The sequence below is a fragment of the Mycobacterium adipatum genome, assembly GCF_001644575.1.
In the GTDB taxonomy this organism is placed as follows: domain Bacteria; phylum Actinomycetota; class Actinomycetes; order Mycobacteriales; family Mycobacteriaceae; genus Mycobacterium; species Mycobacterium adipatum.
Map to the genome: position 1 here is coordinate 2402203 of NZ_CP015596.1, position 13573 is coordinate 2415775.

Annotated in this window: 13 protein-coding genes and 1 pseudogene; 13 read left to right on the forward strand and 1 reads right to left on the reverse strand. The window is 65.5% G+C overall.

Translation table 11 applies throughout. The features are described from left to right. The first annotated feature begins 7 nt into the window (after window positions 1-7). The 12 genes and pseudogenes from A7U43_RS11445 to A7U43_RS11500 all read left to right on the forward strand — a co-directional run bounded on the left by A7U43_RS11445 (window position 8) and on the right by A7U43_RS11500 (window position 12402). The gene (locus A7U43_RS11445; protein ID WP_067994933.1) at window positions 8-1216 is read left to right on the forward strand and encodes a CaiB/BaiF CoA transferase family protein; all 1209 of its coding nucleotides are present in this window, start codon (window positions 8-10) and stop codon (window positions 1214-1216) included. A gap of 379 nt (window positions 1217-1595) precedes the next feature. After that, window positions 1596-1997, forward strand: a pseudogene (locus A7U43_RS11450) (thiolase C-terminal domain-containing protein); the annotation flags it as partial. After that, complete coding sequence (locus tag A7U43_RS11455) at window positions 1987-2796, forward strand: MlaE family ABC transporter permease (RefSeq protein WP_068002466.1); 810 nt, start codon at window positions 1987-1989, stop codon at window positions 2794-2796. The pseudogene A7U43_RS11450 and the gene A7U43_RS11455, both read left to right, overlap by 11 nt. Window positions 2797-2800: 4 nt before the next feature. Further along, window positions 2801-3658 (forward strand): MlaE family ABC transporter permease, encoded by an 858-nt coding sequence (locus A7U43_RS11460; RefSeq protein ID WP_067994939.1) that lies wholly within the window; start codon window positions 2801-2803, stop codon window positions 3656-3658. A gap of 12 nt (window positions 3659-3670) precedes the next feature. Beyond that, entirely contained in the window at window positions 3671-4858 is a 1188-nt protein-coding gene (locus tag A7U43_RS11465; RefSeq protein WP_067994942.1) for an MCE family protein, read from the forward strand. After that, the gene (locus A7U43_RS11470; protein ID WP_067994945.1) at window positions 4855-5880 is read left to right on the forward strand and encodes an MCE family protein; all 1026 of its coding nucleotides are present in this window, start codon (window positions 4855-4857) and stop codon (window positions 5878-5880) included. The genes A7U43_RS11465 and A7U43_RS11470 overlap by 4 nt, the downstream gene beginning before the upstream one ends. Next, a complete protein-coding gene (locus A7U43_RS11475) occupies window positions 5880-6962 on the forward strand; it encodes an MCE family protein (protein WP_068002469.1) in 1083 nt (360 codons plus the stop codon). The genes A7U43_RS11470 and A7U43_RS11475 overlap by 1 nt, the downstream gene beginning before the upstream one ends. Then, window positions 6962-8416: an MCE family protein gene (locus tag A7U43_RS11480; protein ID WP_067994947.1), complete on the forward strand. Its 1455-nt coding sequence runs from the start codon at window positions 6962-6964 to the stop codon at window positions 8414-8416. Before A7U43_RS11475 ends, A7U43_RS11480 begins: the two co-directional genes overlap by 1 nt. After that, window positions 8413-9726, forward strand: coding sequence for an MCE family protein (locus tag A7U43_RS11485; protein ID WP_067994950.1), 1314 nt, complete (start codon window positions 8413-8415; stop codon window positions 9724-9726). Before A7U43_RS11480 ends, A7U43_RS11485 begins: the two co-directional genes overlap by 4 nt. Beyond that, complete coding sequence (locus tag A7U43_RS11490; RefSeq protein WP_067994954.1) at window positions 9726-11477, forward strand: MCE family protein; 1752 nt, start codon at window positions 9726-9728, stop codon at window positions 11475-11477. Before A7U43_RS11485 ends, A7U43_RS11490 begins: the two co-directional genes overlap by 1 nt. A gap of 26 nt (window positions 11478-11503) precedes the next feature. After that, window positions 11504-11965, forward strand: a complete 462-nt coding sequence (locus A7U43_RS11495; RefSeq protein WP_231963630.1) for a hypothetical protein — start codon at window positions 11504-11506, stop codon at window positions 11963-11965. A 2-nt stretch (window positions 11966-11967) separates the two neighbouring features. Continuing rightward, entirely contained in the window at window positions 11968-12402 is a 435-nt protein-coding gene (locus A7U43_RS11500; protein ID WP_067994959.1) for a hypothetical protein, read from the forward strand. A gap of 6 nt (window positions 12403-12408) precedes the next feature. On the opposite strand, the gene A7U43_RS11505 is transcribed toward A7U43_RS11500, so the two are convergent. Further along, window positions 12409-12810 (reverse strand): hypothetical protein, encoded by a 402-nt coding sequence (locus A7U43_RS11505; RefSeq protein ID WP_067994961.1) that lies wholly within the window; start codon window positions 12808-12810, stop codon window positions 12409-12411. A gap of 190 nt (window positions 12811-13000) precedes the next feature. Between A7U43_RS11505 and A7U43_RS11510 the strand changes: the two genes are divergently transcribed. Continuing rightward, window positions 13001-13519 carry an Rv2253/PknI dimerization domain-containing protein gene (locus A7U43_RS11510; protein WP_067994964.1) on the forward strand — a complete coding sequence of 173 codons (519 nt, stop codon included), beginning with the start codon at window positions 13001-13003 and terminating at the stop codon, window positions 13517-13519. The last annotated feature ends 54 nt before the right edge of the window (window positions 13520-13573 follow it).

A 13573-nucleotide genomic window follows, 5' to 3' on the forward strand; every position in this document is an offset into this window, starting at 1 on the left:
TGCGCCGATGAGTAAACCGCTGGACGGGATCCGGGTGCTGGAGGTCGCCATGTACGGCTTCGTGCCGTCGGCCGGCGCCGTGCTCGCCGAATGGGGTGCCGATGTGGTCAAGGTCGAGCACGCGGTGACCGGCGATCCGCAGCGTGGGCTGCGTCAGACCGGTCTGCTGCGGGTCGAAGGCGATCCCAACCCGAATATCGAACATGCCAACCGCGGCAAGCGGAGCATCGGTCTGGACATGTCGGTGCCCGAGGGGCGCGAAGTTCTCCTCGAACTCGCCCGCCGCGCCGACGTTTTCCTCACCAGCTTCCTGCCCGGGCACCGGGAGAAGTTCGGCATCGACGTCGAGGATGTCCGCGCGGTGAACCCGAACATCATCTACGCCAGGGGGAGTGCGCTGGGGCCGCGGGGCGAGGAAGCGGTCAAGGGCGGGTACGACATGACGGCGTTCTGGTGCCGCGCCGGCACCGCCGCGACCATCACGCCGCCCGGCACCCCGGGCATGGTCGGGCCCCCAGGACCCGCCTACGGGGACACCATCTCCGGGACGAACCTGGCCGGCGGCATCGCCGCGGCGCTGCTCAAGCGGGAGCGCACCGGGGAGCCGTCGGTGGTGGATGTCTCCCTGCTCGGCAGTGGGCTGTGGTCGCTGGGCCACACCGTGGCGCTGACCAACCACCTCAATCAGCGGATGGAGGCCTTCCCGCCGGGAACACAGGGTTCCCCGCTGAACCCGCTGGTCGGGCTGTACCCGACCGCCGACGACCGCTACATCTCGTTCGTCATGATGCAGCCCACGAAGTTCTGGGCCGACGTGTGCCGGCACATGGAGCTCGACGAGCTGATCGACGATCCCCGGTTCGCCACCGCGGAGTCGATCGGCGAGAACACCGCCGCCGCCAACGAGATCCTCACGCAGGCAATGCAAAAGCGCACGCTGCCCGAGTGGAGCGAGCGCTTCGCCACCCTCGCCGGACCGTGGGCTCCGGTTCAGGACACGCTGCAGGCCGCCAAGGACGCCCAGATCCGCTCCAACGAGTACATCGTGCAGGCCGGGGATCTGGAACTGGTGGCCAACCCGGTGCAGTTCGACGTGACCGCGCCCAGCACCGGGGGAGCGCCCGGATTCGCCGAACAGACCGACGAGATCCTGCTGGAACTCGGTCTGGACTGGGACCGCATCATCGAGCTCAAAACCGCCGGCGCCGTCACCTGATTCGTCCCCGAGAGGTCCAGACACAGCCCATGCCCTACCTGTCGATCGGTCGCCCGGACAAGGCGACGCGGTGAGTACCCGTCATGCGGTGTACCGCAGGTGTAGCGAATATCGGCATACTTACCGTAAATCGTTCGATATAGTTTTAATCCGGCAACGAGGGGAGGTCATGAGACACGTCGCCATCGACGGCGCTGGGGTGTCCACCTTCGGGGAGCACGTCGCGCTCGGGCTCAAGGATCTGCTGCCACCGGCTTTCGCCGACCCGATACGCAGCGTCGACAACGATCCGGCCGCATTCCAGCGCCTGGCCACCCGCCCTGGCACGAGGCGCACCGCACTCGGTGATGCGGCAATGCAACTAGGATCCCTCGGCGGTCCCGGCACCCGTCATGCGGCGCAGCAGTGCTTCAGGATGGCAAATATGACACCGTCGGATATTCGTATCCCCGAACTCGGCGATTCCGTCCCCGGAGACGGGGCGATCAGCTATGAAGATCATGGCTTTGCTGACCGCCTCGACGGATACGAACTCGCCGAGGCGGAAGTCACCAGCGTCGGGGGAGCGCTGCCGGTGAATCCCAGTGGAGGTTTGACATCCAAAGGGCATCCGCCGGGTGCCACCGGTGTGGCACAGTGCGTTGAGCTGTTTCAGCAGCTGCGCGGCGAGGCCTTCAATCAGGTGGATGGAGCCCGAGTCGCGTTGGCGCACAACGCCGGCGGCGCGACAGCGGTAGCATCAGTCACGATCTTGGAAGGACCCGGTGGGCATGGCAGGTAAGGGTCCGGACCGCTGGACACCCGGTGTCGCGATTGCGCGGAACGCCTCGGGTCCGATGCAGGCCGTAGGTGGTCTGTTCGCGATGAGCGCGGACGCGGTGAAGTATCTGTTCCAGCGCCCGTTCTTCTGGCGGGAGTTCCTCGAGCAGGCCTGGTTCGTGGCGCGTGTCTCGCTGGGACCCACACTGCTGGTGGCGATCCCGTTCACCGTGCTGGTCTCCTTCACACTCAACATCCTGCTGCGCGAATTGGGCGCGGCTGATCTGTCCGGCGCAGGCGCCGCATTCGGCGCCGTGACCCAGGTGGGGCCGATGGTCACCGTGCTGATCGTTGCCGGTGCCGGTGCGACGGCGATGTGTGCGGATCTGGGTTCGCGGACCATCCGCGAGGAGATCGATGCCATGGAGGTGCTGGGCATCAACCCGGTACAGCGTCTGGTGACACCTCGCATGTTGGCCTCCGGGTTGGTGGCATTCCTGCTGAACAGCCTGGTGGTCATCATTGGAATCCTGGGCGGTTACTTCTTCTCGGTGTTCGTCCAGGACGTCAACCCGGGAGCGTTCGCCGCCGGGATCACGCTGCTGACCGGTGTGCCGGAGGTGATCATCTCCTGTGTGAAGGCCGGCTTGTTCGGCCTGATCGCCGGATTGATCGCCTGTTACCGGGGTTTGACGATCAGCGGCGGCGGCGCGAAGGCCGTCGGCAACGCGGTGAACGAGACGGTGGTGTACGCATTCATGGCGCTGTTCGTGGTCAACGTGGTGGTCACCGCCATCGGTATCCAGCTGACGGACAGCTGAAGTCATGGGAAACGTCGCAGTACTGAAGTCGACCTATCCGCGGCTGGCGCGCACCATCAAGCGCCCGGTCGTCACGCTGGCATCGCTGGGTGACCACACCCTGTTCTATGCCCGGGCGGTGAAGGGCATTCCGCTGGCCGCGATGCATTACCGCCGGGAGGTCATCCGGCTCATCGCCGAGATCTCGATGGGTGCCGGTGCCCTGGCGATGATCGGCGGCACCCTGGTGATTGTCGGGTTTCTGACCTTGGCCACCGGCGGCACGCTCGCCGTGCAGGGCTATTCCAGCCTGGGCAATATCGGTATCGAAGCGCTGACCGGATTTCTGTCCGCGTTCATCAACGTCCGCATCGCGGCCCCGGTGATCGCCGGGATCGGGCTGGCCGCCACGTTCGGCGCGGGTGTCACCGCGCAGCTCGGGGCGATGCGTATCAACGAGGAGATCGACGCGCTGGAGGCCATGGCGATCCGGCCGGTGGAATACCTGGTGTCCACCCGGATCGTGGCGGGCATGATCGCGATCACCCCGCTGTACTCGATCGCGGTGGTGCTCTCGTTCTTGGCCAGTGAATTCACCACAACGGTGCTCTTCGGTCAGTCCGGCGGCCTCTATTCGCACTATTTCAACACGTTTCTGAACCCGATCGACCTGTTGTGGTCGTTCCTGCAGGCGATCCTGATGGCGCTGGCGGTGCTGTTCATCCACACCTACTTCGGGTTCTTCGCGACCGGCGGACCGTCCGGGGTCGGGGTGGCGGTCGGTAACGCGGTGCGTACCTCACTGGTCGTGGTGGTGTCGGTGACCCTGTTGGTGTCGCTGGCCATCTACGGCTCCAACGGCAACTTCAACCTGTCGGGCTAGGGGCAACGGTCGATGACGCACACAAGCAAGAGCGCCCTGGCCGGCCTGGTCACCGTAGTGGTGATCGGCCTGATCATCGGGCTGTCGGTCACCCTGTTCCGGGGGGATTTCACCAAGTCCGAGACAGTGACCCTGATCTCGGACCGCGCGGGTCTGGTGATGAACCCGGACGCCAAGGTCAAGATGCGTGGCGTCGAGGTGGGCAAGGTGGCCGCGATCGACGCGCTGCCCGACGGGCGCGCCCAGCTGAAGCTGGAGATGAACCCGGCGCAGTTGAGGCTGATCCCTTCCAACGTCACGGCCGACATCGCCTCGTCGACCGTGTTCGGTGCGAAATACGTGGAGCTGCTGCCGCCCGAGAACCCCTCCGCGGCAAGGATGTATGCCGGGCAGGTGCTGACGGGGCAGCGCGTCACCGTCGAGATCAACACCGTCTTCCAGCAGCTCACCCGGGTTCTGGACAAGATCGATCCGGCCAAGCTGAACGAAACCCTCGGCGCGATGTCGGCGGCCTTCGGCGGCCGCGGTGAGAAGATGGGGCAGACGCTCAGCGATTTCGAGGCGCTGCTGGAAAAGCTGGAGCCCAGCCTGCCCAATATGGCGCGTGATATCGAGAACACCGCCGTCGTCGCCGGTGGTTACGCCGACGCCGCGCCGGATCTGCTTCGGACGCTGGACAATACGACGCAGATCAGCCAGAGCATCATCGACGAGGAACAGAACCTCGACGCCTTCCTGGTCAGTATGATCGGGCTGGCCGACACCGGTAACGAGGTCATCGGCGGCAACCAGCCCGCACTCAGCGAGGTGCTGCGCCTGCTGGCGCCGACCACCGACCTGCTCAACGAGTACGCGCCCGGCCTGAACTGTGCGCTCGAGGGCATGTTGTTCGTCAAGAACCAGCCGCCGCTGCCCGATCCCGGGGTTCTGGTCAATGTGGCGTTCACGTTGGGAATCGAACGCTACCGCTACCCGCAGAACCTGCCGAAGGTGGCCGCCAAGGGCGGACCGAACTGCATGGGGCTGCCCTATATCGGCTTCGGCAACCGGGCGAAGTATCTGGTCACCGACACGAACGCCAACCCCTGGCAGTACGGCAACCAGGGCATCCTGCTCAACTCCGATGGACTCAAGCAGATGTTGTTCGGCCCGCTGGACGGACCGCCGCGCAACACCACACAGGTAGGACAGCCGGGATGATGCGCGCCAACGGCACTCTCATCAAGTTCGCGGTGTTCGCCACCGTGATGGCGTTCCTCACCGCGTTCCTGTTCATGGCCTTCGGCCAGTACCGCAGTGGCTCCACCAACGGCTACTCGGCGGTGTTCGCCGACGCCTCCCGCCTGGAGGCCGGTGATTCGGTCCGCGTTGCCGGCGTCCGGGTGGGCACCGTCAACGAGGTGGCGCTGCAGCCCGACCGCTCAGTGGTCGTGTCCTTCGACACCGACCGCGCGATAGGCCTGACCACTGGCACCAAGGCGGCGGTGCGCTACCTGAACCTGGTGGGGGATCGCTATCTCGAGCTCATCGACGGACCCGGATCCACCCAGCCGTTGCCGGCCGGCGCACAGATCCCCAAGGACCGCACCGCCGCAGCACTGGATCTGGATCTGCTGCTGGGCGGGCTGCGCCCGGTGATCCAGGGCCTGAATCCGCAGGATGTCAACGCGCTCACGACATCGCTGATCCAGATCCTGCAGGGTCAGGGCGACTCGCTGAGCTCGCTGATGACCAGGACGTCGTCCTTCTCGAACACGTTGGCCGACAACAACGAGGTCATCCAGGAACTCATCACCAACCTCAACGGCGTGGTGGACACCCTGGCCAAGGACGGCGACAAGTTCTCCGCGACCATCGACCGGTTGGAGCAGGTGATCACCGGACTGTCGGAGGACCGCGACCCGATCGGTGAGGCCATCACCGCATTGGACAACGGCACGTCCTCGATCGCGAGCCTGCTCACCGAGGCCCGCCCACCGCTGAAAGGCACTGTCGACCAACTCAATCGGATGGCCCCGCTGCTCTACGACGGCCGGGCAGGGTTCGATGCCGGCTTGCAGAAGGCCCCGGAGAACTACAAGAAGTTCGCGCGGCTGGGCTCTTACGGCAGCTGGATCATGTACTACATCTGCGGACTGTCGATCCGCGTCACCGACCTGCAAGGTCGTACGGCGGTCTTCCCCATGCTCAAACAAGAATCCGGAAGGTGCGGGGAGCCCTGATGCTCAAGTATCGCGGAGCCAATCTCGTCAAGGCCGGCATCATGGGCGTGGTCTTGATCGTGCTCGTCATCTCGGTCGGTCTGCAGCCCGAGAAGCTGATTCAGTGGGCCACCTCGGTGCGCTACCAGGCGCTGTTCACCGAGGCCGGTGGCATTGCCGTCGGCAACGACGTGACGATGTCGGGTATCAAGATCGGGTCGGTCACCGACGTGTCACTGGAGAACGGTGATGCGCTGGTCAAATTCACCACCGCCGGAAAGTACCCGGTGGGTTCACAGACCACCGCGCACATCCGGACCGGCTCCTTGCTCGGCGAGCGGGTACTGACCCTCGAATCCGCAGGCAGCGGGACACTCAGCCAGAACGACGTCATCCCGACATCGCGTACCTCCTCGCCGTATTCGCTCACCGATGCGGTCAGCGACCTGACCATCAACACGGCCGGTACCGACACAGGTCAGCTCAACCAGTCGCTGGACACCTTGTCGGCGACCATCGACCAGCTCGCCCCGCAGCTCGGGCCCACCTTCGACGGCCTGAGCAGACTGTCCAAGTCGATCAACGGACGTAACGAGGATCTGGCCACCCTGCTCAAGAGCGCGAGCGAAGTGTCGGTGGTCCTTGGCGAGCGCAGCACGCAGTTGAACACGTTGATTCTCAACGCCAACGACCTACTCGGCGTGCTCGACGACCGGCGCGGTGCCATCGTCGACCTGCTGGCCAGCACGACGGCAGTGTCCCGGCAGCTGACCGGGCTCGTTGCCGATAACGAGGCTCAGCTGGCGCCCACCCTGGAGCGGCTGAACGCGGTCACCGAGGTGCTGGAGAAGAACCGCGACAACATCTCCAACGCACTGCCCAACGTCAAGAAATTCATGCTGTCCCAGGCCGAAACCCTGGCTAACGGCCCCTTTTACAACGCCTACGTGCCCAATCTGCAGCCGGCTCAGATCCTGCAGCCCTTCATCGACTACGCGTTCGGCTTCCGGCGTGGCGTCAACGCCGGGCAGCCGCCGGACAATGCGGGTCCGCGTGCCGAGCTACCGCTGCCCTACAACGGAATTCCCGGAGGTTCGCGCTGATGAACCGCAGACGTACGGCGATCCTGGCCGTCGCCGCCGTGGCACTGCTGGTGGCGGGCGCCGGGTATCTGGCCCGCGAGTTGTACTTCGGGCCGCGCACCATCTCGGCACTGTTCACCACCGCCACCGGCATCTATCCGGGCGACGAAGTGCGGGTGTCCGGTGTCGTCGTCGGCACCATCGAGTCGATCGAGCCCGAAGGTACCCAGACCAGACTCACCTTGAAGGTGGACCACGGTATCGAGGTGCCCGCCGACGCGAAGGCGGTGATCGTGGCGCCCAATTTGGTGGCGTCCCGCTATGTCCAACTGGCCCCGGCCTACCGGTCGAGCGGCCCGACGCTGCCTGATGACGCGGTGATTCCGTTGGAGCGCACCGCGGTTCCCGTCGAATGGGACGAGGTGAAGGCCCAGCTCACCCGCCTGGCGACCGACCTCGGGCCGCAGAGCGGTGTCGACGGCACCTCGGTGTCGAGGTTCATCGACAGTGCCGCAAATGCTCTGGAGGGCAACGGGCCGAAGCTGCGTGACACCATCAACGAACTGTCCGGGGTGGCGCGGGTGCTCGCCGAGGGCAGTGGCGACATCGTCGACATCATCACCAACCTGCAGAAGTTCGTCACCGCATTGAAGAACAGTGACCAGCAGGTGGTGGCATTCCAGAACCGGCTGGCCACCTTGACCAGCGTTGTGAACGGTAGCGGCGACGATATCGACGCGATGGTCAAGGAACTCTCGGTGGCCATCACCGAGGTGCAGCGCTTCGTGGCGGGTAGTCGCAACCAAACCTCAGAGCAGGTGCAGCGGTTGTCCAATGTCACCCAGAATCTGGTCGACAACAAGATCAACCTGGAGAATGTGCTGCACATCGCGCCCAACGCATTCCTCAACGGCTACAACATCTACAACCCGTCCACCGGCAGCGCCGTCGGCCAGTTCGTGCTGAACAACTTCTCCGATCCGGTGTCGTTCGTGTGTTCTGCGATCGGAGCGATCGAGAACACCACCGCGCCGGAGACCGCGAAACTGTGCTCGCAGTACCTGGGTCCGGCCCTTCGGCTGGTGAACTTCAACCATCTGCCGTTCCCGATCGCGCCCTACCTGATGCCGTCCGCCGAACCGCAGGACATCGTGTACTCCGAACCCGGCTTGATGCCCGGTGGGGTGGGCGGCTCGCCGGAGGCCCCGGATCTGCCGCCGACCCTGTCGGCGTACAACGGTGGCCCGCCTCCGCCGCCGCCGTTCACCGGCCGGCCACCGGAGACCCCGCCGCCGGGGGCGCAACAGATGCTGCCGGGCGCTCCGCCGGTGTCGGTGCTGCCGCCCAACGTGCCGTCGTCGCTGCGCGACATGCTCAATCCGGCAGGGACATTGCCGGGCCCGGCGCCCGATGCGCCGCCGCCACCGGCGCCGGAGACACCGTTGCTGCCAGCGGAAGGAATGCCCCCGGCATGAGAGGCAGACGAATAGTCGTGGCAGTCGGTGCGTGTGTGGCGATCACCACCTCCGGCTGTGCGTTCCAGGGCGTGAATTCCCTGCCGTTGCCCGGAGCGGTCGGCCGGGGATCGGATGCGCACGTCTACCAGGTCGAGATCGCCAATGTGGCGACCTTGGAGCCGAATTCGCCGGTGATGGTGGATGACGTGGTGGTGGGCAGCGTCCGCAGCCTCGCGGTGAAGAACTGGCACGCCGTGATCGAGGTGTCGGTCAAACCGGACGTGGTCATACCTGCGAACGCCGTCGCCAGTGTGGGGCAGACCAGTCTGCTCGGGTCCATGCACGTGGCGCTCAATCCGCCGATCGGTGAGGCCCCGGAAGGTCAGTTGCCGCCGGGTTCCACGGTGGCGCTCGACAATTCGTCGACCTATCCGTCGACGGAGCAGACACTGGCCTCGTTGGCTGCGGTCGTCAACGGTGGCGGGCTCGGTCAGATCGGCGATGTGATCCACAATTTCAGCGCCGCCGTCGGCGGGCGCGAGACCGAGATCCGAGACCTGATCACCCGGTTGGACACCTTCGTCGGCGTTCTCGACGCGCAACGGGGCAACATCGTGGCATCGATCGAATCTCTGAATCGGCTGTCCTCGACGTTCGCCGGTCAGCGTGATGTGATCACCCGCGCCCTGGACAAGATCCCGCCCGCGATGGACGTGCTGATCAAGGAACGGCCGCGGCTGGTGACGGCGTTGCAGAAGCTCGGCACCTTCGGTGCGACGGCGAGCAACCTCGCCAACGAATCGCAAGCCGATCTGGTGCGAAACCTCAAGAATCTGGAACCCGCGATCAAGGCGCTCGCCGATGTCGGCAAACAACTCCCCGATGTGCTGGAGTACGCGGTGCATTTTCCGTTCACCCAGAGCTTCATCGACCGGGCCATCCGCGGCGATTACTACAACCTGTTCGCCACCATCGACCTGACGGTGCCTCGGCTGAAGCGCAGTCTGTTCCTGGGTACGCGGTGGGGCGAGGCCGGCCTGCAGGTGGTACCCGCGCCCGGCGATCCGCCCTACCTGAACTACACCTATGATCCGCTCAAGACCGGCGTCGAACCGCCGCCGGCGCAGATCATCAATCCGGGCGAGCCGCCGGCCGCTGCGCCGCCGGCCCCGCCTCCGCTGCCGACGGGTCCGGTGCTGCCGTTCACCCCACCGGTGAGCACGGTGGGTGGTCCGCTGCAGGTCGCCACGCCGATGACCGGTGGCGCGGCCCCCATCTTCGCCGGACCATATGGGCCGCAAGGCAATGCACCTGCTGGAGGCCGCTGATGCTGACCCGTTTCGTTCGTATCCAGCTGATTCTGTTCACCATCGCCTCGGTGATCGGTGTCTCGGTGATGATCTTCAACTACATGCAGGTGCCCACGCTGCTCGGCCTGGGACGGATCACCGTGAAGGTGGAACTCCCGGCCACCGGGGGGCTTTACCGGTTCAGCAATGTGACCTACCGCGGTTCGCAGGTCGGCAAGGTCACCTCGGTCGAACTGACCGACAGGGGCGCCGAGGCCACGCTGTCGCTGGACACCTCACCGGAGATCCCTGCGGATCTGAAGGCGGAGGTGCGCAGCATGTCGGCCGTCGGTGAGCAGTTCGTCGAGCTGTTGCCTCGCACCGATTCCGGCCCGTTCCTGAAGAACGGATCGGTGATCACACAGGAGAACACCTCCATCCCGCAGAAGGTCGGGCCGATGCTCGATCAGGTCAGCGCGCTGATGGATACCATCCCGCAGGACAAGCTGAGCCAGTTGCTCGACTCCACCTATGAGGCGTTCAACGGCACCGGCTATGCGTTCGGTTCGATGCTGGACTCGGCCGAGACGATCACCAGGGACGCCAACGGGATCTCCGATCAGGTGCGTGCCTTGATCGACGACTCCGGGCCATTCCTGCAAGCGCAGGCGCAGACCACCGAGCAGACCCGGACCTGGGCGGCGAGCCTAGCCGGCATCACGGATCAGTTGGCGGACAACGATGTCCACGTGCGGTCGATCCTGCAGAACGGGCCCGGGTTCGCCGCGGAGACCTCGATGCTGCTCAACGACCTCAAGCCGACGCTGCCGGTGCTGTTGGCGAACCTGACCACCATCGGTCAGATCGGTGTCACCTACAACGCCTCGCTGGAGCAGCTGCTGGTGTTGTTGCCGCCCTATGTCTCCCAGATTCAGACATACGCACCGACCAACAATCCCGCCGGCCTACCCAATGGTGAGTTCTCGCTCGGGCTCGGCGACCCGCCGTCGTGCACGGTCGGATTCCTGCCGCCGTCGGCGTGGCGGTCGCCGGCCGACACCACCACCATCGACACCCCGGACAACATCTATTGCAAGCTGCCCCAGGATTCGCCGATCGCGGTGCGCGGCGCCCGGAACTACCCTTGCCAGGGACATCCGGGCAAGCGCGCACCCACCGTCGAACTCTGCAATGACCCGCGTGGGTTCGTGCCGCTGGCCCAGCGTCAGCACGCGCTCGGGCCGTACCCGATCGACCCCAACCTGATCGCCCAGGGTGTCCCGGTGGACACCCGGGTGCTGCCCGACGAGAACATCTACGGTCCACTGCAGGGCACCCCGCTGCCGCCGGGGGCGGTCGTTCCGCCGCCGAACCCGCTCTCGCCGCCGCAGCCACCCGCCAGCTTCCCGGGCATGCCGCCCGGGCCCCTGCTGCCCGGTCGGCCGCTGTACACCGAACCTCCGGTGGTTGGCCAATTGCCGCCGCCGGAGCCGGATTACGGGGTGGTGCCGTTGCCCCCCGGAGATCTGCCGCAGGCCACCGAGGTCCCGCAGTTCCCGGACACCTATGTGAAGCTGCCCGAGGGAGGCGCGGTGCCGCCGCCGCCCGATGTACTCGCCCCGGCCGCCACGCCCAGTGCCTTCGACGGTGCAGGTGCACAGGGCCCGTCGATGGCGGTCGCCAAGTACAACCCGCGCACCGGCCAGTACATGGGGGCCGATGGCCACCTGTATCGGCAGACCGATCTGGTGAACACCGCGTCGACGTGGCAGGACCTGATGCCGACATGAATGTCTGGAGGCGATCGATGAAAACGATGACAGCCGCAACGGTGTTCGGTGCGGTGGGCGCTGCGGTCGCGGTGGGTGTCGCACCGCCGGCGGCTGCAACGATGTACCTGGGCAACTACGGCGTCAACATCCCGGACCGGCGGGACTTCCATACCTGGATCTGGTCGGCGATGACACCGTGTGAGGGCGAGGACCGGGTCCTCATCCCGGACTGCATCAATGTCCTGACCATTCCGCAGCCGGTGGCCAAGGCGCAGTATACGAATGCGAACGCGACCATGGTCGACGGCCGGTACACGATGACCATCGACGACCCATTCGGGTTGCGCTGCGGGAACATCTATTACGGCCCGACGATCCCGACCCACGATGTGTATTCCTGGGATGCAACGACTTTGGCCGGCGAGATGGTCTCCAGCTTCGCCGTCGGCTGTGACGGTGCGCCCGGGGGGTCGCTGACCTATCCGTTCTACCTGACGAGGATGTGACGATGCGTCGTGAATTGCCGCTGTGGGGGGCGTTGACGATGTTGTGCGCGGCCGTGGTGACGGCCGCGCCCGCGGTGGCCGAACCGCCGCCACCGCCGCCACCGCCGCTGCGGCACGTGCAGTACATCGTGACCGCGGATTCGCCGTTCTACGTGGACATCTACTACCGCGAAGCCGATCCGCCGACCTGGTCGGACTACAGCCACAATCCGTACCAGTTCAGCCCCCGCGCGCAGGTCGAGGTGGCGCCCGAGCATCCGTGGGTGTTCGATGCGATGCTGGCCGATCCGGACATGTGGGCGATGGTGACCGCGCAGAGCGGCGAGTCCCCGAATCTGACGCCGCCGACGATCTACTGCACCCTGGCCGTCGATGGTGTCGTGCTCAAGACCGATAGTGGCCCCAAGGGGGCGCTGTGCTCACTGCGGAGCTGGTAGCGCGTGTCAGGAATCGCCGCGCCGCCAGCGGGTATCACCGTTCATCGCCACGCAGCTGAGGAACAGTCCGTCCGGCGCCTGGGCCACGGCGTTGTTCTCGTTGATGCAGAGGCTGTTCTCGTCGCGGATGCCCACCATCGGTGGCGAACGGAACCAGCGTGGCTCGTAGCGACGCGGCGATCCGCAGAACACCAGTCGGCCCCAACCGTTTCGGGCGTCGACGCCGAAGACGTAGTACGTGGTGTTGGTGCACGTGTTGCCGAGGATGGCGTTCGGGTTGATCCCGGGCACGCAGAAGGCGTCATTGCACGTTTGCGGCTCCGCCGCCGCTCGCGGGGCATTGGCCTGCGGAGCCACGATCGATCCGGCGGCAATCAACGCACTGGCCGCCAATACTGTCACGCGCACGGCTTCTACTCTTGCACACTTGAAAACGAAATTCTTGTTTCTGGAGAAGATTGCTCCGACGCGAGAGCTCGACCTGGCCGACCTCACGCGATCGCGCCGTCCAGATCGGCGGGATCCGCATGGGTGCGCCGCCTTTCGCTGTTATTCTCCGAAACAGAGAATGCCACTATCGGTCCGGAGGAGCGCTGCCATGTCGGCCACTAAGGTGAGCGCTGTCGTCGCCGCCGCATCGTTCATCGCGTTCGGTGGAGCACCGCCTGTCCATGCCGATCCGCTGGGTCCCGATCAGCAGTGGGGGATCAATGGAACGTTCCTCACATCGTCCAACGGTGACTGGGCGCAACTGAATCAGCGCTACGAGGATCAACCCTCCACGCGCAGCACCTGGACAATCTCCACCCAGTGCGTCTCTCCATCGGACTGCACCGGCACGGTGAACAGCGACGCCGGCTGGTCTGCGCCCATCTACACCACGAACGGTCTGTGGTACGTCAAGCGCAAGGTGCCGAACTGGCGGTTCTGCGCCGACGGTGTCCCGGTCGAAGGCTTCCAGACGTTCAAGTTCTATCCGGTGGGCGCCAACGGTCACGTCGACGTGGAGGCCACGGAGTACGCCGGATACGACAAGACGATCGGGCCGAGCGGATCCTGCGGCCGCAATCAGTGGCCGGTCATCGAGATGCCGTTCTACATGAAGCCTGCCGGCTGAGCACACCCCGGCACACGCGACTTCGGCGCGTTCCCGTACATACGGGAACGCGCC